Raw genomic sequence first — 19,030 nt, forward strand, 5'->3', positions numbered from 1 at the left:
CCTCACTTCGCCATCATGTACGTGTGGATGCTGAACATGATCCACAGCGACAGGCCAACCAGCAGCACGATCACGATCGCCGTAAAGACGAATGCGATCACGTTGTTACGCTGTGCAATGGAACGGTCCAGGTGCAGGAAGTAATACAGGTGAACGATCACCTGGATCACTGCGAACAGCAGAACGATTGCCAGCGTCGTCGACTTCGGCAGGGTCGGGTACATCACCAGACCGAACGGAATGACGGTCAGGATTACCGACAGGATGAAGCCGATGGCGTACGACTTGACGCTGCCGTGGCCAGCATCGTGGCTGTCATGGGAGTGTGCATTAGCCATTACAGAGTCCCCATCAGGTAAACAACGGTGAAGACGCAAATCCAGACCACGTCCAGGAAGTGCCAGAACAGGCTCAGGCAGCTCAGACGGGTCTTGTTGGTCGACGTCAGGCCATGCTTGTTGACCTGATACATCATGATGCCCATCCAGATCAGACCGGCCGAAACGTGCAGACCGTGGGTACCGACCAGGGTGAAGAACGCCGACAGGAAGCCCGAACGGCTAGGACCGAAGCCCTCGGAGATCAGCAGGTGGAACTCGTTGATCTCCATGGCGATGAAGCCCGCGCCGAGCAGGAAGGTCATGAACAACCAGCCCAGGACCGCCTGCTTCTTGCCCTTGTACAACGCCAGCATGGCGAAGCCGTAGGTGATCGAACTGAACAACAGCAGAGCGGTTTCGCCCAGCACGTATGGCAGTTCGAAGATGTCGTGGCCCGACGGGCCACCGGCAACGTTGTTTACCAGTACTGCGTACACCGCGAAGATCGACGCAAACAGAATGCAGTCGGTCATCAGGTAGAGCCAGAAACCGTATACGGTCATCTCGCCCGAGTCGTGGTGATGGTCATCGTGCCCATGGTCACCATGGGCGTGTCCAACATTGGTCACTAAGTTCGACATGGTTTAAGCCTGTTCCAACGAGGTTTCAACACGGGTGGCATTGGCCGGGATTTTCCCTGCCGCGACCAGACGCTTGTGCTGCTCGGCTTCGATACGCTCGATCGTTTCAACCGGAACCATATAGCCCTGGTCGTCACGTGCAGCGTGGATCACGAAGTAAACGACGGTGCCCACCAGGCTCGCGATCGCCAGCCACCAGATGTGCCAGATCATCGCGAAACCGAAGACGGTCAACAGCGCGCCCATCACCACGCCAGTGGCGGTGTTGTTCGGCATGTGGATCGGCTCGTACTTGGCCGGACGCTGGTACGCAGTACCGTTTTCCTTGGCTTCGGTGAACGGGTCGATGCAGTCAGCCTTAGGCAGCACAGCGAAGTTGTAGAACGGTGGTGGCGACGAGGTCGACCATTCCAGGGTGTGTGCATTCCACGGGTCACCGTGATCGCAAACGTTCTCTGGCTTGTTGCGGTCACGCACACTGACGTACAGCTGGATCAGCTGGCAGGCGATACCGACAGCGATCATCACCGCACCGAACATGGCAACGTACAGGTACGGTACCCACTCAGGGTTGGTGGTGGCGTTCAGACGACGGGTCATGCCCATGAAGCCCAGTGCGTAGAGCGGCATGAACGCGACGAAGAAGCCCGAGATCCAGAACCAGAACGCTGCTTTACCCCAGCCTTCGTGCAGCTTGAAGCCGAACGCTTTCGGGAAGTAGAACGCGAAGCCAGCGATGTAACCGAATACCGCACCGCCGATGATCACGTTGTGGAAGTGCGCGATCACGAACAGGCTGTTGTGCAGCACGAAGTCAGCACCCGGGATGGCCAGCAGTACGCCGGTCATGCCGCCGATGGCGAAGGTCACCATGAAGCCCAGAGTCCACATTACCTGGCTGGTGAAGCGCAGACGGCCCTGGTAGATGGTGAACAGCCAGTTGAACAGCTTCACACCCGTCGGGATGGAAATCAGCATCGTCGCCAGACCGAAGAAGGCGTTGACGCTCGCACCCGAACCCATGGTGAAGAAGTGGTGCAGCCAGACCATGAAGCCCAGTACCGAGATCGCGCCCGAGGCGTAGATCATCGAGTGGTGGCCGAACAGTTTCTTGCCGGTGAACGCCGAGATCACTTCCGAGAAGATGCCGAAGGCCGGCAGGATCAGGATGTAAACCTCAGGGTGGCCCCATGCCCAGAACAGGTTGACGTACATCATCGGATTGCCACCAAGTTCATTGGTGAAAATGTGGAAATCCATGTAACGGTCAAGGGTCAGCAGTGCCAGGGTAGCGGTCAGGATCGGGAACGAAGCCACGATCAGAACGTTTGCCCAGGTGCAGGTCCAGGTGAAGATCGGCATGTCCATCAGTTTCATGCCAGGGGTACGCATTTTCAGTACGGTCGCGAGGAAGTTGACCCCGGTTAACGTCGTACCCAATCCGGATAGCTGTAGCGCCCAGATGTAGTAATCCATACCCACGCCAGGACTGTATTGCAGACCCGACAGCGGCGGATACGCAACCCAACCGGTCTTGGCGAATTCACCGATACCCAGCGACAGGTTGATCAGCACAACGCCGGACACCAGCAGCCAGAAGCTCAGGGAGTTCAGGAACGGGAACGCAACGTCACGCGCGCCGATCTGCAGCGGCACTGCAAGGTTCATCAGGCCGGTGAAGAATGGCATCGCCATGAAGATGATCATGATCACACCGTGAGCGGTGAAGATCTGGTCATAGTGTTCAGGTGGCAGGTAGCCAGGCGATCCCTCGGTGGCCATGGCCAGCTGGGTACGCATCATGATCGCATCGGCAAAGCCGCGCAGCAGCATGACCATGGCGACGATGATGTACATCACGCCGATTTTCTTGTGGTCGACCGAAGTCAGCCACTCGGTCCACAGGTACGTCCACTTCTTGAAGTAAGTGATCGCAGCGAACAGCGCCAGACCGCCGAGGGCGATCATGGCGATGGTCACCATCACGATCGGCTCGTGGAATGGGACTGCTTCCCAACTTAATTTACCAAACATCGTTTACTCCTCTGCCCCGGCAGCTGAATGCGAACCCGCGTCAATATCCGTGGCCGCCACTTCTTTCTCTTTCTTCTCGTGCTTCAGCGGCTTGCCCGGCTTCATACCTTCGTACTTGTCGACGATGATCTGGAACTGGTTCGGCGTGACCGACGAGTAGAGTTCGACTGGGTTGTTCTGGCTCGGTTTGGCCAGGGCCGCGTATTCAGCCTGATCAAGCTGTTTAGGCGACTTCTTGACTTCACTTACCCAGGCGTCGAAATCTTCCTGAGTGGTGGAGATAGCCTTGAATTTCATACCGGTGAAACCGGCACCGCTGTAGTTGGCGGAGATACCGTCCATCTCAGCGTTGCGGTCAGCGATCAGGTGCAGCTTGGTCTGCATGCCCGCCATCGCGTAGATCTGGCCGCCCAGGCCCGGGATAAAGAACGAGTTCATCACGGCATCGGAGGTGATCTTGAAGTTGATTGGCGTGTGCGCCGGGAACACGATCTTGTTGACCGTGGCAATGCCTTGTTCCGGGTAGATGAACAGCCACTTCCAGTCCAGCGCGACGACTTCGATGGTCACCGGCTTGACGTCAGACTCGATCGGACGATACGGGTCCAGCTCGTGAGTCGAGATGTAAGTGATGTAGCCCAGGGCGATGATGATCAGCACCGGGATGGTCCATACGGCCACTTCGATCTTGGTCGAGTGCGACCACTTCGGCGTGTAGACGGCGTTCTTGTTCGAAGCGCGGTACTTCCAGGCAAACAGGAAGGTCATGACGATGACCGGCACGACGACCAACAGCATCAGCAGCGTGGCGGTGATGATCAGGTTGCGCTGTTCCAGGCCGACCTGGCCCGTTGGATTGAGCAAGGTCATGTTGCAGCCTCCCAGCAACAACGTGCCGAGCAGCGGCACTAGGCCTAGTAATCTGGGGTACCTGTTTTTACTCATCTCACGACCTCTAAAGCAGCTTGCGCAATGCAGTTGGGTTTTGATCGCCAACACTTCACCCTGCCAAGGGTTGGCATTTTCTTTGGATTGAATAAGGGCCGCCCGTCGCGCGTTACACGCTCGACAAAACCTTGGGACAGCGTTCAGTTCTTATTCGAATTCGTGGTCAAAGGCCTTGTTACAGACCAATTCCATTTGGTGCGGAAAGTTGGAAAGGCACCGACACCTGGGTGTCTCGAAAGCCTCGCGGCTCGCTCGACACCCGACCTCCTGATCAGTTCCTTGATAAGGGCTGAACAGCGCCGGGAATTCAGTGCGGGCGATTGTAGATAGGTAGCGCCCTATACACCATGTCTTATCCCGAAATAATTTTTATCACTCAGAGCAACAATCCATCGCCATTTTTGCAAAAGTTGCGCAAGTTATCGAAAGCGTTTCTCAATAAAAGCGGCAAAATCTGCCAGCGTAACCGCCTCAAATCAGACAGCTCTGCACCCGATCTACAAACGCTGGGGCGGCGCAAAGCCCGATGTTCCAAGGGCTTCGCCCATCTGCCGGCGCCTGTTAAAACTGCCTGCTCTGGTACGTCCGTGCTCAAGCCCGAAAACACTAAAACTGGCCAATGTTTTTATGTAACAGGCGGCCAATCCGCCGCATCCCGAGTCCCTGCGACAGCCCCTGTGTGACAACATGTCGCACATTTGCCGCACGCTTCATTGCCGTTCGTCACGGTGTTTTCACAAACGCTCTGAAATGCAAAACGCCCCGATTTTCATCAGCGAAAATCGGGGCGTTTTGTTTATCGGCAGGTGCGCGCAGAAGTTGACTCAGCGCAGCGCTTTTCGATTTCGCGAAGTCAGCAGCGGCACCAGAATCACCACCAGCACGAACGCCACCAGCGCCCATTGCGCCAGCGACAGACCGAGGATCGGTGGATACGGCGTCGAGCAGAAACCGTCGACCTGGAAGCCCAGCGGGAAGATCTTTGCCAGCGGCAGATCATCGACAATCGGCTGCAGCACATCGACGCCACAGCTCACCGCCGGATAGAACTGCGTATAGACGTGATGCCCGGCCACACCGGCCCCGGCAATCGCACAGATCACTACCAGCGTCTCGAACACGGTGATGCTGCGACGGCTGCGCATGCCCGCACCGATGAAGGCGAACAGGGCGATCAACAACAGTGCATAGCGCTGCAGAATGCACAGCGGGCAAGGTGCTTCGCCGAGCACGACCTGCATGTAAAGTGCGCCGCCGATCAACGCCAGGCAGATGATCCCCAGCAACACCAGATAGCGCCGCTCACGCCCCAACCGCATCGTTTCCTCGCTCATTGCCTTTCCTTTGTAAGTCCATGGTCCAGCCGGCCGGCGGCTGAAATTGTCGCAAGTCTACACCGGGGCAATAAACGATAGAGCGGTTAAGGAATGATTAACCAACATGGCTTTTGCGGCGCGCAGAAGATTCGCGAGCAGGCTCGCTCCCACAATGGATCTGCGTCGAACGCAAATCCGGTGGGAGCGAGCCTGCTCGCGAACGACACAACTCGGTCTCGGATCACTCCAGAGCAGCAGCCGGGCCGAAGAACTCGTAACGGCTCTGCTTCTCCGGCACGCCCAACGCTTTCAGGTGCCGTTTGATCGCGCCCATGAACCCTTTAGGCCCGAGGAAGTACGCATCGACATCGCGCTGCGCCGGCAGCCACTGGCCGAGCAGTTCTTCGCTGAGCAGGCCGACCTTGTCCGCCGCCGGGCTGACGCCATCCTCTTCGGCGTAGCAATAGAAGCGCTTGAGTCGCGGATGGCGCGCCGCCAGCCCATCGACCCAGTCACGGAACGCATGCACGCTGCCATTGCGCGCGCAGTGGATAAAGTGCACCGGACGTTCGGTGGCCAGCGCGGCTTCCAGCATCGCCAGCGTCGGGGTGATACCGACGCCGCCACTGATCAGCACCAGTGGTTTGTCGCTGGCCGCCAAGGTGAATTCGCCCGACGGCGGGAACAGTTGGATGCTCGAGCCGACGTGCAGTTGATCATGCAGATAGTTGGACGCGCGGCCATTCGGTTCACGCTTGACGCTGATGCGGTACTGACCGTTATTGGCCAGTGACGACAGCGAATAGTTGCGACGGATTTCTTCGCCGTCGAGGATCAGCTTCATGCCGATGTACTGACCCGGTTCGGCCGCAAGAATCGGCCCTTTGTCTGCCGGTTCGAAGTAGAACGAGGTGATTTCCGCGCTCTCCTGCACCTTCGCCGCGACGATGAATTCCCGCGCACCGCGCCAGCCGCCGACGGCGTGTTCCTTCTGGTCATAGATCGCGGTTTCCGCGCCGATCAGGATGTCGGCCAGTTGCCCGTACGCAGCGCCCCAGGCACTCATCACCTCAGGCGTGGCGATCTCTTCGCCGAGCACTTCGGAAATGGCGCGCAACAGGCAGGTTCCGACGATCGGGTAGTGCTCTGGCAGAATCTGCAGGGCCACATGCTTGTTGATGATCTTCGCCACCAGATCGCCCAACTGGTCGAGCTGATCGATGTGCCGGGCGTACATCAGCACGCCGTTGGCCAAGGCACGCGGCTGATCGCCACTGGCCTGATGCGCCTGGTTGAACAGCGGCCGCACCTCTGGGTATTCGGAAAGCATCATGCGGTAAAAATGCGTGATCAACGCCTCGCCGCCGCTTTCCAAGAGAGGCACGGTGGATTTGATGATGGCACGATCCTGGACGCTAAGCATAAGTTGACTCCTGCGCTTTCTTGAAAGATTGCCTTAGGGATATCAGCTTTCGTGCCAACTAATTAACCCTTTAAATTCAACAGCTTGAAATCTGCGTAGTCATTTCGACACAAATGGACGTATAGTCATCGCGACTACACCTTGTCTCTTTGACTACATAACCATGATCGCCAAATCTCTGCTTACCGCCCTGCTGCCTCTGGTCGCCGACCTGTCCCGCGAACTGCCCGAAGGCGAGCGCTACCGGCGTTTGCTCGAGGCCATGCGCGCTTTGTTGCCCTGCGATGCCGCCGCGTTGTTGCGTCTGGATGGCGAGTCACTGGTGCCGCTGGCGGTGGACGGTTTGAGCACCGACACTCTCGGCCGGCGCTTTAAGGTCAGCGAGCACCCGCGTTTTGAAATCCTGCTGGCCGGCGCCGGGCCGACGCGCTTCGCTGCCAACAGCGACCTGCCCGATCCTTATGACGGATTGGTCGATGGCCTCGACGATCATCTTGAAGTTCACGACTGCCTCGGCTGTCCTTTATTCGTCGATGAAAAACTCTGGGGCCTGATCACCCTCGACGCGCTGGACCCGGAGCGTTTCGAGCCGATCGAACTCGACGCCCTGCAAGCCTTCGCCAGCCTCGCCTCGGCCACGGTCAATGCCGCCGAACGCATCGAACGTCTGGCCACCCGCGCCGAAGACGAGCATCAGCGCGCCGAGGTCTACCGCCAGGCCAGCGGCCAGCAGAACCGCGAAATGATCGGGCAGAGCAAAGCGCACAAACGCTTGGTGGAAGAAATCAATCTGGTCGGCGGCAGTGATCTGACTGTTCTTATCACCGGCGAAACCGGGGTCGGCAAAGAGCTGGTAGCCCAAGCGATCCACGCCGCCTCCGCCCGCGCCGACAAACCGATCATCAGCCTCAACTGCGCAGCCCTCCCCGACACGCTGGTGGAAAGCGAATTGTTCGGCCACGTGCGCGGCGCCTTCACCGGCGCCACCAGCGACCGGCGTGGCAAGTTCGAGCTGGCCAATGGCGGCACGCTGTTTCTCGATGAGGTCGGCGAGCTGTCGCTGACGGTCCAGGCCAAGTTGTTGCGCGTACTGCAGAGCGGTCAGTTGCAGCGCCTGGGTTCGGACAAGGAGCATCAGGTCGATGTGCGTCTGATTGCAGCGACCAATCGCGATCTGGCCGAGGAAGTGCGCAGCGGTCGCTACCGTGCCGACTTCTATCACCGTTTGAGTGTATATCCGCTGCGAGTGCCGGCCCTGCGCGATCGCGGGCGCGACGTGTTGCTGCTCAGTGGTTTCTTTCTCGAGCAGAACCGCTCGCGCATGGGCCTCAATAGCCTGCGCTTGAACAGTGATGCTCAGGAAGCGTTGCTCGCCTATACCTGGCCGGGCAATGTCCGAGAGCTGGAGCATTTGATCGGACGCAGCGCGCTGAAAGCGCTGGGTAACTGCAAAGTGCGGCCGAAGATTTTGAGTCTGAGCGCGGCAGATCTGGATCTGCCCCGTGAGGTTGTGGATAACGTGGTTGCGCCTTCTAATGCAGACTTGGCCAATGCAATGCCGATGATCGGTGGTGATTTGCGCAGTGCCACCGATGAGTTTCAGCGGCGCCTGATCAGCGCAGCGCTGGAGCGTCATCAGGATAACTGGGCGAGTGCGGCGCGGGAGTTGGGGGTGGATCGGGCGAATCTGGGGCGGATGGCTAAGCGTTTGGGGATGAAAGATTGATAGATGACGGCCAAGAGCCAAATGCCCCTCACCCCAGCCCTCTCCCAAAGGGAGAGGGAGCCGATTGGGGGATATTGGAGAACTCTGTCGACCTGAACGTGATTTACCGAATCCATAACGTGACCGGCTCCTGTGCGCTAGTCGATTCAAGCTCTTCGAATCCATAATCGACTCGTTTTTTCAGGTCGATGTATGACGCGCGACACCTCGGTCGGCCCCCCTCTACCTCCGGGAGAGGGCTGGGGTGAGGGGCTTTTGATCTGTGACGACAAACTAAAGCCCACCCCATTCAAGCCGATAACCCGGCATCAAAGGTTTCTGGCGATTTCCACTCTCGCCCATCCACAGAAGGTTCTTATGTCCTCCACCAAAGCCCGCGCAGATTCACTTTCGCTTCTGCTGTTTACCTTGCGCAGCGGCAAGCTGATGGCGATCAACCTGCTGAAAGTCAGTGAAATCATCCCCTGCCCGCCGCTGACCAAGCTGCCGGAGTCGCACCCGCACGTCAAAGGCATCGCTTCCCTGCGCGGCGCCTCGCTATCGGTGATCGACCTCAGCCGCGCAATCGGCGAGCGGCCGCTGGAAGATCCCAACGGTGGCTGCCTGATCGTCACCGATGTCAGCCGTTCCAAGCAGGGTCTGCATGTGCAGGCGGTGAGCAAGATCGTCCATTGCCTGACCACCGACATCAAGCCGCCACCGTTCGGCTCCGGCGGCTCGCGCGCCTACATCACCGGCGTGACCTCGGTGGACGGTACGCTGGTGCAGGTGCTGGACATCGAAAAAGTCATCCACAGCATCGCCCCGGCGCAGATTGAAATGGCGCCGACCGACCTGACCATGGAAGACGCCGAAGTGCTCGGCAACGCGCGCATTCTGGTGGTCGACGACAGCCAGGTGGCCCTGCAGCAATCGGTGCACACCCTGCGCAACCTCGGCCTGCAATGCCACACCGCGCGCAGTGCCAAGGAGGCCATCGACTGCCTGCTCGACCTGCAAGGCACCGCGCAGCAGATCAACCTGATCGTTTCCGACATCGAAATGTCGGAAATGGACGGCTACGCCTTCACCCGCACCCTGCGCGAGACCCCGGACTTTGCGCACTTGTACGTCTTGCTGCACACCTCCCTCGACAGCGCGATGAACAGTGAAAAGGCGCGGCTGGCCGGTGCCAATGCAGTGCTGACCAAGTTCTCCTCGCCGGAGCTGACCCAACGTCTGATCGAAGCCGCCAAGCACGTCGCGGCCAATGGGCACTGAGTCTTGGCCGAGACGTTTTGCTTTCTGCTGCGGCGCGACTTGAGTGAAGCGGTGCCGGATGCGCAGTGGCCGGACGGGGTTGAGCTGTCCGTCTACCGCGAGGAGCTGGCGCCGGCGGTGCATCAGTTGATGCAGCTTGGACATCTGAAAGGTGGCGGTCGAGCGCCGTCACTGGACGATTGGCGTCAGCGCTTTGCCAGCGACCCTGAATACGACCCTGCGTTGTGTTTCATTGCCTGCGATGCCGAGGGCGTGGTGGGCGTGGCGCAGTGCTGGACCAGTGCGTATATCAAGAATCTGGTGGTGCACCCGCGAATGCAGGGTCGGGGGCTTGGGCGGGCGTTGTTGCTGCATGCCTTTAGCGTCTTTCAACAGCGCCGCGAGGGCTTTGTCGATTTGCGGGTTCTGGAGGACAACCTGCGGGCGCGGCGGTTGTATGAGAGTGTCGGGATGGTTGTGGTCCGGCGCGAGCTTGTGCCCGACTGATCTACCGCTTTCGCGAGCAGGCTCGCTCCCACAGATGGATTGCATTTCAAACTGTGGGAGCGAGCCTGCTCGCGAAGGGCAGCACTGGCAACTTCCGCTATCCGACAGACTCCAACCTTGGCCATAACCAAGGATGCCCCAACCATGAAAGCCATCACCCTGGCGCTGCTCAGCCTCACCGCCCTGGCCTCCCAGGCCCACGCCTCCAGCCCCGACGCCTGGGCCGCCTACGACAAGACCGTGCTCGCCAGTTGCACCAAGGCCAGCGGTCTGAAAAACGTCAAACCGGTCGGCACACCCGCGCAATTCGATGACCGCGTCGGTTACACCGCCGTTCTGCTGCAAGGCCAATACCCGCAAAAACACATGAAAGGCCAGCAAGGCAGCGAGCTGTGCCTGTACAACAAACAGTCGAAAACCGCGTTCGTCACCGAGTGGGATTCGATTCGCCCAATCGCCAAACCTCAGTGAATGGCGCACAACTTGCTTCGACCAGGGCCTGTGCGGTGGTTTTCCGCCACCGTTTCACACCCTGATTGAAGATAGATCGCTCAAATGAATACGACGTTTTCCTGCGTAGGGTGCGGCAAATGCTGCACCGACCACCATGTCCCGCTGACGCTGGCCGAAGCGCGGATGTGGGCGGCCGATGGCGGTCAGGTGATCGTGTTGGTCGAGGCGTTTCTCGGCAATGGCCTGGGCCTGCCGCCGCAGCAGCGCGAACATGCCGAGCGCCGTTCGACAGTGGTCCGCAGTGGCACTGCCGATGCTCATGTGGCGATCACCTTTGCCGCCTACAACGTCGGCCCCTGCCGGAATCTTGACGATGACAAGCGCTGCCGGATCTACGAGCGGCGCCCGCTGGTGTGCCGGATTTACCCGGCGGAAATCAATCCGCACATCCCGCTCAATCCTGCTGCCAAGGATTGCCCACCGGAGTCCTGGGAACAGGGACCGGAGCTGATCGTGGGCGGCGAGTTGGTTGATCGGGAACTGCTGGAGTTGATTCAGCGTTCGCGTCAGGCGGATCGGGATGACATCAGACTCAAGGATGCGATCTGCGCAACGTTGGGGATTCGCACCACGGCGCTCAAGGGCGACGGGTTCACCGCGTACTTGCCGAACATGGATGCCTTTGCGGCAGTGATCGACCAAGTGAGCGCGCAACCGCTGGCGGCGCGAACCAGTGAATGGCTGTTTCATTTGTCTGGCGATGACGTAGCCGGACAGGTACTGGCTGCGGGTGGGCAGGTGGTGACCGAGCCGGCGCAGACTTATGCGTTCATTTCATTGCGCGCGGCTTGATCTGATATTTGTGCTGTAGCGGATGTCGCTTTCGCGAGCAGGCTCGCTCCCACAGGTTTGGGTTCTACACAAATCCAATGTGGGAGCGAGCCTGCTCGCGAAGAGGCCAGCACCATCACTTTCCGATGTCAGCGCTTGCCCATCGACCGACGCGTACCCGGCGGCGCCATGCCCGGGGTTTTGGTGTGGCCATTCTTCGCGCCATTCTTGTACCACGGCTGATTCGAGCCTTTCGCCGAGGCAAGCTCGCCCGGCTTGAACGGGAACTTGAACGCCGGGATCTCGGCCTTGGTTTCGCTGGCATCAGCCACTTCAGCCGGGACGTCGCTCACAGCGTCGTCAACCGGCGGTTGGGTCGGGGAAGTCATAAAAGCTCCGGGAACAAAAAGTCGGCCCGATCAGAGAGCCGCAAAGGCGCGCAGTATACCTGTGCGCTCTGGCTCGGCATCTGAAGATTTGCACCGTGCGCTGAACGGGTTTCCCTTCACCCTAACCCACTCCCGAGGGAGAGGGGACAGACCGAGGTTTTTACTCAAGGTTCGCCGACAAGGGATACCGAGTCGAACTCAGGTTTGAAAAGCCCACAAATCGGCTCCCTCTCCTTGGGGAGAGGGCTGGGCGGGCGGCGTTCCGATGAGGGGCGAATCCAACACAAGACCATCGCCGCACACTGCTACTCCCCAGCTATCCAAACGAAACTGACAATCCTGACAGCCAGCCGTCACCCTGCCGACCGCCTGACCGGTTTATAACTGGTCAATCTGCCCAAACTCCAGACTTCGGCGCCGCGCATGTCCATCCAGAAAAACAAAATCCTGCTGGCCACTTTCCTCATTCTGCTGGCAGCCGCCGGCCTGTGGTTCGCGTTGAAACCGGCGCCGGCCAAACTGGCTACACCGACTGCCATCCCGGTGCGGGTGGTGACGGTCAGCGCCAAAGACGTGCCGCGCTATACCAGCGGCATCGGCTCGGTGCTGTCGCTGCACAGCGTGGTGGTGCGTCCGCAGATCGACGGGATCCTGACGAAAATTCTGGTCAAGGAAGGTCAGCTGGTCAAAGCAGGCGACCTGCTCGCCACCATCGACGACCGCTCGATCCGCGCCGGCCTCGACCAGGCCCGGGCGCAGTTGGGCGAGAGTCAGGCGCAGTTGCAGGTCGCGCTGGTCAATCTCAAGCGCTACAAACTGCTCAGCGTCGACGACGGCGTGTCGAAGCAGACCTTCGATCAGCAACAGGCACTGGTCAACCAGCTCAAAGCCACGGCACAAGGCAATCAGGCCTCGATTGATGCAGCGCAAGTGCAACTGTCCTACACGCAGATTCGCTCCCCGGTCACCGGGCGTGTCGGTATTCGTACGGTCGATGAAGGCAACTTCCTGCGCATGAGCGACACCCAGGGCCTGTTCACCGTCACGCAGATCGACCCGATCGCCGTCGAGTTTTCCCTGCCGCAGCAGATGCTGCCGACCCTGCAGAGTCTGATCAGCGATCCGCAACGCGCCCCGGTCAAGGCGTACATCGGAGCCGATACTGATGGCGAAACCGGCAATCTGCTCGGCGAAGGTCAGCTGACCCTGATCGACAATCAGATCAACGCCAACACTGGCACCATACGCGCCAAGGCCGAATTCGCCAATGCCAGCCAGAAGCTCTGGCCGGGTTTGTTGGTGACGGTAAAAATTCAGACGGCTGTGGATAAAGATGCGCTGGTGGTTCCGCCCACCGTCGTACAGCGTGGCCTCGAACAACACTTCGTTTACCGCGTGAAGGACGACAAGGTCGAGGCAGTGCCGGTACAGATGATTTATCAGGGCAGCGGCCAGGACATCATCAAAGGTGTCAACGCTGGTGACGTGCTGGTGACCGACGGGCAGTCGCGACTCAAACCGGGCTCGAGCGTGCAAGTCATGAGCGAGCCAGCGCAAGTGGTGCAGGCGGAGCCCAAGCCATGAACTCGCACAAGGGCATCTCGACCTGGTGCATCGATCACCCGGTGGCGACGATTTTGCTGACGTTCGCTCTGGTACTGGTCGGCGTAATTGCCTTCCCGCGTTTGCCGATTGCGCCACTGCCGGAAGCGGAATTTCCTACGATCCAAGTCTCGGCACAGTTGCCCGGCGCCAGCCCCGACACCATGGCTTCCTCCGTGGCCACGCCGCTGGAGGTGCAATTCAGCGCCATCCCCGGCATGACCCAGATGACCTCCAGCAGTGCGCTGGGCTCAACTCTGCTGACCCTGCAATTTACCCTCGACAAAAGCATCGACACCGCCGCCCAGGAAGTACAGGCGGCGATCAACACCGCCGCCGGCAAGTTGCCCAAAGACATGCCGACGCTGCCAACATGGAAGAAGGTCAACCCGGCCGATAGCCCGGTGCTGATCCTCAGCGTCAGCTCGACGCAAATGCCCGGCACCGAGCTCAGCGACCTGGTGGAAACCCTGCTCTCGCGTCAGATCAGCCAGATCGACGGCGTCGGCCAGATCAACATCACCGGCCAGCAACGCCCGGCGATCCGCGTGCAGGCGTCGGCGGACAAACTCGCGGCCATCGGCCTGACGCTGGCCGACATTCGGCTGGCGATCCAGCAGACCAGCCTCAACCTGGCCAAAGGTGCGCTGTACGGCGAATCGAGCATTTCCACGTTGTCGACCAACGACCAGTTGTTCCACCCCGAGGACTACAGCCAACTCATCGTTTCCTACAAGGATGGCGCCCCGGTTCACCTGCGCGATGTCGCCAACGTCGTCAACGGTGCGGAAGATGCCTATGTGCAGGCCTGGGCCGGAGATCGACCTGGTGTGAATCTGGTGATTTTCCGCCAGCCCGGCGCCAACATTGTCGAGACCGTTGATCGCATCCAGGCCGCCCTGCCCGGCCTCGAAGCGATGCTGCCGGCCTCGGTGCAGGTGAAAACCCTGATCGACCGCACGCAGACCATTCGCGCCTCGCTGCATGAAGTGGAAATCACTTTGCTGATCGCGATCCTGCTGGTGGTCGCAGTGATGGCGCTGTTCCTGCGCCAGTTATCGGCGACGCTGATTGTCTCGGCGGTGCTCGGTGTCTCGCTGATCGCCAGTTTCGCCCTGATGTACGTCCTCGGTTTCAGCCTCAACAACCTGACGCTGGTGGCGATCGTCGTCGCGGTCGGCTTCGTCGTGGACGATGCGATCGTGGTGGTGGAAAACATCCACCGCCATCTCGAGGCCGGCGATGACATGCGCGAGGCGGCGATCAAGGGGGCCGGCGAGATTGGCTTCACCGTCGTTTCGATCAGCTTCTCGCTGGTGGCGGCGTTTATTCCGTTGCTGTTCATGGGCGGTGTGGTCGGGCGACTCTTCAAGGAATTCGCCCTGACCGCGACTTCGACGATCATGATTTCCGTGGTGGTGTCGCTGACGCTGGCGCCAACCCTTGCCGCGCTGTTTATGCGTAAGCCGGTACATCACGCCAATGCCAAACCCGGCTTTAGTGAACGCTTGCTCGGCTGGTACGAAAAAGGCCTGCGTCGCGCTCTCGACCATCAGAAACTGATGATCGGCGTGTTCGGGCTTTCGCTGGCGTTGGCGATCGCCGGCTACATTTTCATTCCCAAGGGATTCTTCCCGGTGCAGGACACCGGGTTCGTCCTCGGCACCACCGAAGCCGCTGCGGACATTTCCTACGGCGACATGGTGAAAAAACACCTGGCGATGGCCGAAATCGTCGCGGCCGATCCGGCGGTGCAGGCATTTTCCCACTCGGTCGGTGTTTCCGGCAGCAACCAGACTATCGCCAACGGGCGCTTCTGGATCGCCCTGAAAAAACGTGGCGATCGCGATGTCAGCGCCAGCCAGTTCATTGATCGCATCCGCCCGCAACTGATGAAAGTCCCCGGCATCGTCCTGTATCTGCGCGCCGGGCAGGACATCAACCTCAGCTCCGGCCCCAGCCGTGCGCAGTACCAATACGTACTCAAGAGCAATGACGGCGCGACCCTCGCCACCTGGACCCAGCGCCTGACCGAAAAACTGCGCAGCAATCCGGCATTCCGCGACATTTCCAACGACCTGCAACTGGGCGGCAGCATCACCCATATCAGCATCGACCGCAGCGCCGCCGCGCGTTTCGGCCTGACCGCCAGCGATGTCGACGAGGCGCTGTACGATGCGTTCGGCCAACGGCAGATCAATGAATTCCAGACCCAGGTCAATCAGTACAACGTGATTCTGGAACTGGATACCAAACAACGCGGCAAGGCCGAGAGCCTCAACTATTTCTACCTGCGCTCACCACTCAGTGGGGAAATGGTTCCGCTGTCGGCGCTGGCAAGGTTTGACGCGCCAACCATCGGCCCGCTGTCGATTGCCCATGACGGCATGTTCCCCGCCGCCAACATGTCATTCAACCTCGCCCCCGGCGTGGCATTGGGCGATGCGGTGATTCAGCTCAATCAGGCCAAGGCCGAGATCGGCATGCCCACCGCGATCAGCGGCAATTTCCAGGGTGCGGCGCAGGCGTTCCAGAGTTCGCTGGCCAGCCAGCCGTGGCTGATTCTGGCTGCGCTGGTGGCGGTGTACATCATTCTCGGCGTGCTTTATGAAAGCTTCGTGCATCCGTTGACGATCATCTCGACCCTGCCGGCGGCAGGCCTCGGCGCGGTGATCATGCTGTGGATCTGCGGCCAGGACTTTTCGATCATGGCGTTGATCGGCCTGGTGCTGCTGATCGGCATCGTCAAGAAGAACGGCATCCTGATGATCGACTTCGCGCTCGAGGCGCAGCGCCAGCGCGGACTGTCGCCGCAGGAGGCGATTTTCGAAGCGTGCATCACGCGGTTCCGGCCGATCATCATGACCACCCTCGCCGCGCTGCTCGGCGCATTGCCGCTGATGCTCGGCTACGGCACCGGCGCCGAATTGCGCCAGCCGCTGGGGATTGCCGTAGTCGGCGGTTTGCTGGTCAGCCAGATGCTGACGCTGTTCACCACGCCGGTCATATACTTATGGCTCGAGCGGCTGTTTCACCGGCACTCACACCCACTAGCCCCAACGCCCGCAACGGCACTGGCGACCACAGACTGAGGCGGTCATGCGCGTTCTGATTATCGAAGACGAAGAAAAAACCGCGGACTATCTGCACCGTGGCCTGACCGAACAGGGCTACACCGTCGACCTTGCCCGCGACGGTGTCGAAGGCCTGCATCTGGCGCTGGAATGCGACTACGCGGTGATCGTCCTCGACGTGATGTTGCCGGGGCTCGACGGCTTCGGCGTACTGCGCGCGTTGCGTGCGCGCAAGCAGACCCCGGTGATCATGCTCACCGCCCGCGAGCGCGTCGAAGATCGCATCAAGGGCCTGCGCGACGGCGCCGACGATTACCTCGGCAAACCGTTTTCCTTTCTCGAACTGGTTGCCCGCCTGCAAGCCCTGACCCGCCGTAGCGGCGGCCACGAACCGGTGCAAGTGACCATCGCCGACCTGTGGATCGACCTGATCAGCCGCAAAGCCACCCGCGCCGGCACGCGCCTGGATCTGACCGCGAAAGAGTTTTCCCTGCTCAGCGTGCTCGCCCGTCGCCAGGGCGAAATCCTTTCGAAGACCGCTATCGCCGAAATGGTCTGGGACATCAATTTCGACAGTGACGCCAACGTCGTCGAAGTCGCGATCAAACGCCTGCGCGCCAAGCTCGACGGGCCGTTCGACGAAAAACTGCTGCACACCATTCGCGGCATGGGTTATGTGCTGGAGAGCCGTGGTGTCCAGTAACTCGATTGCCTTGCGACTCAGCGGAATGTTCACGCTTGTGGCGCTATTGGTGTTTCTACTAATTGGCGGCGCGCTGTATCAGCAGGTCGATAAGGGCTTGGGATTGTTGCCCGAAGCCGAGCTGGATGCGCGTTACAGCGTGCTCGAATCCACCGTCGGCCGTTACGGCACGCCGGAGCATTGGGTGAAGATCAACAACAAGCTCAAACTGCTCGGTGAGGAAGACAAGCGCATCAGTTTCTGGATCAGCAGCGGTGATCCGCGCTACGAATACGGCAACCTTACGCCGCAGATTCGTGCCGCCATCAATGGCCCGTTGGGCATGCATGATCTGCAACTGCCCGATCAGCCCTACCCGCTGAAAGTGCTGGTCAGTCAGTTCCCCGCCAAGGATCAGCGCCCGCCGCTGCGTTTCATGATCGGCATCGACACAGAGACGCTGCATCAGACCCAGCATCACTTGCTCATCGCCCTGATCAGTCTGGCGATTGTCGGGGTGCTGCTGGCCTCTGCATTGGGCTATTGGGTCGCAAGAATCGGTCTGAAGCCGTTGATCAAACTATCGCAGGAAGCCCAGCGTCTGGCACCACCGCTGCGCGCCGGACGCTTGCGCCTGTCGCCGCTGCCGCCGGAACTGGAACAGTTTGTCGAGTCGTTCAACTCGACCCTGGAACGGGTCGAATTGGCCTATTCGCGGCTGGAATCGTTCAACGCCGACGTCGCCCATGAACTGCGTTCGCCGCTGACCAACCTGATCGGCCAGACCCAGGTCGCGCTGACTCGCGGGCGCTCCGCCGAACACTATTTCGAAGTGCTGCAATCCAATCTCGAAGAACTGGAACGGCTGCGCTCGATCATCAACGACATGCTGTTTCTGGCCAGCGCCGATCAGGGCAACAAGGCGACCAAACTGACCTCGACGTCATTGGCTGATGAGGTGGCGACGACGCTGGACTATCTGGATTTCATCCTTGAAGACGCGCAGGTTGAAGTGCAGGTCAGCGGCGATGCGCAAGTGCAAATCGAGGTCGCGCACCTGCGCCGGGCATTGATCAATTTACTCAGCAACGCGGTGCAGCACACCGAACCGGGTCAAGTGATCGAGGTGCGCATCGAGGTTGAAGAACATCAGGTGAGCATTGGCGTGGCCAATCCCGGGACGCCGATTGCCAGCGAGCATCTGCCGAGGTTGTTCGAGCGGTTTTATCGGGTTGATGCCTCGCGCAGCAACAGCGGCAACAACCACGGGCTGGGGCTGGCCATCGTCAAGGCGATTGCGCTGATGCATGGCGGGGATGTGTTTGTGCGCAGTGACCGGGGCATGAACACCTTCGGCATTCACCTTCCGGTCTGAAAAGATCAAAAGATCGCAGCCTTCGGCAGCTCCTACAGGTGTACGCCAAGCCCTTGTAGGAGCTGCCGAAGGCTGCGATCTTTGCTTTTGCTGTAACAGTCATTTATGAAAATCACGCTGTTTCCCAACCCTCGGCAACCTTATCTTTGCCCGCACCAAACAGCACTCGCCAAGCGAGAAGGTTTTCAAGATGTCCAACAGTATGGGTATTGCCAGCGCATTCGTTTTGTCCTCATTGATCCTGTCGCCGATGGCGATGGCTGAAGAATCGCAAACGTTCGTCGCGCAAAAAGTCGCTCGCGCACAGGCATTCGATCAGCATCAGGCCGAAGTGATGGCCAAGGCTCAAGACGCGACGCAATCCCCACAGGCCGCTACTTCCCAGGCTCAAGCGCTCGAGAAAGACAGCTGAGTCGCACCGCGAAAGGTTTCCCTCGACGCGGTTGTTTGGCTCTTCCCGTTCAACCGTC

General features: G+C 59.8%; 17 protein-coding genes. 10 read left to right on the forward strand and 7 right to left on the reverse strand.

Translation table 11 applies throughout. The features are described 5' to 3' along the window. Positions 1-2: 2 nt before the first annotated feature. The 6 genes from cyoD to hmpA all read right to left on the reverse strand — a co-directional run bounded on the left by cyoD (position 3) and on the right by hmpA (position 6,682). Positions 3-338 (reverse strand): cytochrome o ubiquinol oxidase subunit IV, encoded by a 336-nt coding sequence (cyoD, locus tag ND528_RS22210; protein ID WP_011335842.1) that lies wholly within the window; start codon positions 336-338, stop codon positions 3-5. Continuing rightward, positions 338-961, reverse strand: a complete 624-nt coding sequence (gene cyoC, locus ND528_RS22215) for a cytochrome o ubiquinol oxidase subunit III (RefSeq protein WP_016773303.1) — start codon at positions 959-961, stop codon at positions 338-340. The genes cyoD and cyoC overlap by 1 nt, the downstream gene beginning before the upstream one ends. A gap of 3 nt (positions 962-964) precedes the next feature. Then, on the reverse strand, positions 965-2,995 hold the full coding sequence (gene cyoB / locus ND528_RS22220; RefSeq protein ID WP_016773302.1) for a cytochrome o ubiquinol oxidase subunit I: 2,031 nt from the start codon (positions 2,993-2,995) through the stop codon (positions 965-967). Between the two features lie 3 nt (positions 2,996-2,998). After that, the gene (gene cyoA, locus ND528_RS22225) at positions 2,999-3,940 is read right to left on the reverse strand and encodes a ubiquinol oxidase subunit II (RefSeq protein ID WP_024014231.1); all 942 of its coding nucleotides are present in this window, start codon (positions 3,938-3,940) and stop codon (positions 2,999-3,001) included. 827 nt (positions 3,941-4,767) lie between these two features. Next, the gene (locus ND528_RS22230) at positions 4,768-5,277 is read right to left on the reverse strand and encodes a disulfide bond formation protein B (RefSeq protein WP_016773299.1); all 510 of its coding nucleotides are present in this window, start codon (positions 5,275-5,277) and stop codon (positions 4,768-4,770) included. Positions 5,278-5,500: 223 nt separating this feature from the next. Then, on the reverse strand, positions 5,501-6,682 hold the full coding sequence (hmpA, locus tag ND528_RS22235) for an NO-inducible flavohemoprotein (RefSeq protein WP_263471259.1): 1,182 nt from the start codon (positions 6,680-6,682) through the stop codon (positions 5,501-5,503). Positions 6,683-6,845: 163 nt separating this feature from the next. Between hmpA and norR the strand changes: the two genes are divergently transcribed. The 5 genes from norR to ND528_RS22260 all read left to right on the forward strand — a co-directional run bounded on the left by norR (position 6,846) and on the right by ND528_RS22260 (position 11,459). Beyond that, positions 6,846-8,408 carry a nitric oxide reductase transcriptional regulator NorR gene (gene norR, locus ND528_RS22240; RefSeq protein WP_263471260.1) on the forward strand — a complete coding sequence of 521 codons (1,563 nt, stop codon included), beginning with the start codon at positions 6,846-6,848 and terminating at the stop codon, positions 8,406-8,408. A gap of 357 nt (positions 8,409-8,765) precedes the next feature. Next, complete coding sequence (locus tag ND528_RS22245; protein ID WP_016773296.1) at positions 8,766-9,668, forward strand: chemotaxis protein CheV; 903 nt, start codon at positions 8,766-8,768, stop codon at positions 9,666-9,668. Between the two features lie 3 nt (positions 9,669-9,671). Next, positions 9,672-10,154, forward strand: a complete 483-nt coding sequence (locus ND528_RS22250; RefSeq protein WP_130911216.1) for a GNAT family N-acetyltransferase — start codon at positions 9,672-9,674, stop codon at positions 10,152-10,154. A 144-nt stretch (positions 10,155-10,298) separates the two neighbouring features. Next, positions 10,299-10,625 carry a hypothetical protein gene (locus ND528_RS22255; RefSeq protein WP_263471261.1) on the forward strand — a complete coding sequence of 109 codons (327 nt, stop codon included), beginning with the start codon at positions 10,299-10,301 and terminating at the stop codon, positions 10,623-10,625. An 84-nt stretch (positions 10,626-10,709) separates the two neighbouring features. Continuing rightward, positions 10,710-11,459: a YkgJ family cysteine cluster protein gene (locus ND528_RS22260; protein WP_263471262.1), complete on the forward strand. Its 750-nt coding sequence runs from the start codon at positions 10,710-10,712 to the stop codon at positions 11,457-11,459. A gap of 128 nt (positions 11,460-11,587) precedes the next feature. Here ND528_RS22260 and ND528_RS22265 read toward each other — a convergent pair whose 3' ends face one another. Next, positions 11,588-11,827: a hypothetical protein gene (locus ND528_RS22265; protein WP_016773292.1), complete on the reverse strand. Its 240-nt coding sequence runs from the start codon at positions 11,825-11,827 to the stop codon at positions 11,588-11,590. 423 nt (positions 11,828-12,250) lie between these two features. On the opposite strand from ND528_RS22265, the gene ND528_RS22270 reads away from it, so the two are divergent. The 5 genes from ND528_RS22270 (at position 12,251) to ND528_RS22290 (ending at position 18,972) form a co-directional block, all read left to right on the forward strand. After that, positions 12,251-13,411: an efflux RND transporter periplasmic adaptor subunit gene (locus ND528_RS22270; protein WP_263471263.1), complete on the forward strand. Its 1,161-nt coding sequence runs from the start codon at positions 12,251-12,253 to the stop codon at positions 13,409-13,411. Beyond that, positions 13,408-16,521, forward strand: coding sequence for a multidrug efflux RND transporter permease subunit (locus ND528_RS22275; protein WP_263471264.1), 3,114 nt, complete (start codon positions 13,408-13,410; stop codon positions 16,519-16,521). The genes ND528_RS22270 and ND528_RS22275 overlap by 4 nt, the downstream gene beginning before the upstream one ends. A gap of 7 nt (positions 16,522-16,528) precedes the next feature. Then, a complete protein-coding gene (locus ND528_RS22280) occupies positions 16,529-17,206 on the forward strand; it encodes a heavy metal response regulator transcription factor (protein ID WP_150638550.1) in 678 nt (225 codons plus the stop codon). After that, a complete protein-coding gene (locus tag ND528_RS22285) occupies positions 17,196-18,560 on the forward strand; it encodes a heavy metal sensor histidine kinase (RefSeq protein ID WP_122699539.1) in 1,365 nt (454 codons plus the stop codon). The genes ND528_RS22280 and ND528_RS22285 overlap by 11 nt, the downstream gene beginning before the upstream one ends. Positions 18,561-18,750: 190 nt before the next feature. After that, positions 18,751-18,972, forward strand: coding sequence for a hypothetical protein (locus ND528_RS22290; protein ID WP_122693152.1), 222 nt, complete (start codon positions 18,751-18,753; stop codon positions 18,970-18,972). Positions 18,973-19,030 lie beyond the last annotated feature (58 nt).

Origin of the sequence: Pseudomonas mercuritolerans (assembly GCF_025706525.1) — a bacterium.
GTDB classification, from domain to species: domain Bacteria; phylum Pseudomonadota; class Gammaproteobacteria; order Pseudomonadales; family Pseudomonadaceae; genus Aquipseudomonas; species Aquipseudomonas mercuritolerans.

What these genes read in the sequence shown, in the direction of transcription:
- cyoD (WP_011335842.1), bottom strand. Translation starts at nt 338, where the DNA reads ATGGCTAATGCACACTCCCATGACAGCCACGATGCTGGCCACGGCAGC.
- cyoC (WP_016773303.1), bottom strand. Translation starts at nt 961, where the DNA reads ATGTCGAACTTAGTGACCAATGTTGGACACGCCCATGGTGACCATGGG.
- cyoB (WP_016773302.1), bottom strand. Translation starts at nt 2,995, where the DNA reads ATGTTTGGTAAATTAAGTTGGGAAGCAGTCCCATTCCACGAGCCGATC.
- cyoA (WP_024014231.1), bottom strand. Translation starts at nt 3,940, where the DNA reads ATGAGTAAAAACAGGTACCCCAGATTACTAGGCCTAGTGCCGCTGCTC.
- ND528_RS22230 (WP_016773299.1), bottom strand. Translation starts at nt 5,277, where the DNA reads ATGAGCGAGGAAACGATGCGGTTGGGGCGTGAGCGGCGCTATCTGGTG.
- hmpA (WP_263471259.1), bottom strand. Translation starts at nt 6,682, where the DNA reads ATGCTTAGCGTCCAGGATCGTGCCATCATCAAATCCACCGTGCCTCTC.
- norR (WP_263471260.1), top strand. Translation starts at nt 6,846, where the DNA reads ATGATCGCCAAATCTCTGCTTACCGCCCTGCTGCCTCTGGTCGCCGAC.
- ND528_RS22245 (WP_016773296.1), top strand. Translation starts at nt 8,766, where the DNA reads ATGTCCTCCACCAAAGCCCGCGCAGATTCACTTTCGCTTCTGCTGTTT.
- ND528_RS22255 (WP_263471261.1), top strand. Translation starts at nt 10,299, where the DNA reads ATGAAAGCCATCACCCTGGCGCTGCTCAGCCTCACCGCCCTGGCCTCC.
- ND528_RS22260 (WP_263471262.1), top strand. Translation starts at nt 10,710, where the DNA reads ATGAATACGACGTTTTCCTGCGTAGGGTGCGGCAAATGCTGCACCGAC.
- ND528_RS22265 (WP_016773292.1), bottom strand. Translation starts at nt 11,827, where the DNA reads ATGACTTCCCCGACCCAACCGCCGGTTGACGACGCTGTGAGCGACGTC.
- ND528_RS22270 (WP_263471263.1), top strand. Translation starts at nt 12,251, where the DNA reads ATGTCCATCCAGAAAAACAAAATCCTGCTGGCCACTTTCCTCATTCTG.
- ND528_RS22275 (WP_263471264.1), top strand. Translation starts at nt 13,408, where the DNA reads ATGAACTCGCACAAGGGCATCTCGACCTGGTGCATCGATCACCCGGTG.
- ND528_RS22280 (WP_150638550.1), top strand. Translation starts at nt 16,529, where the DNA reads ATGCGCGTTCTGATTATCGAAGACGAAGAAAAAACCGCGGACTATCTG.
- ND528_RS22290 (WP_122693152.1), top strand. Translation starts at nt 18,751, where the DNA reads ATGTCCAACAGTATGGGTATTGCCAGCGCATTCGTTTTGTCCTCATTG.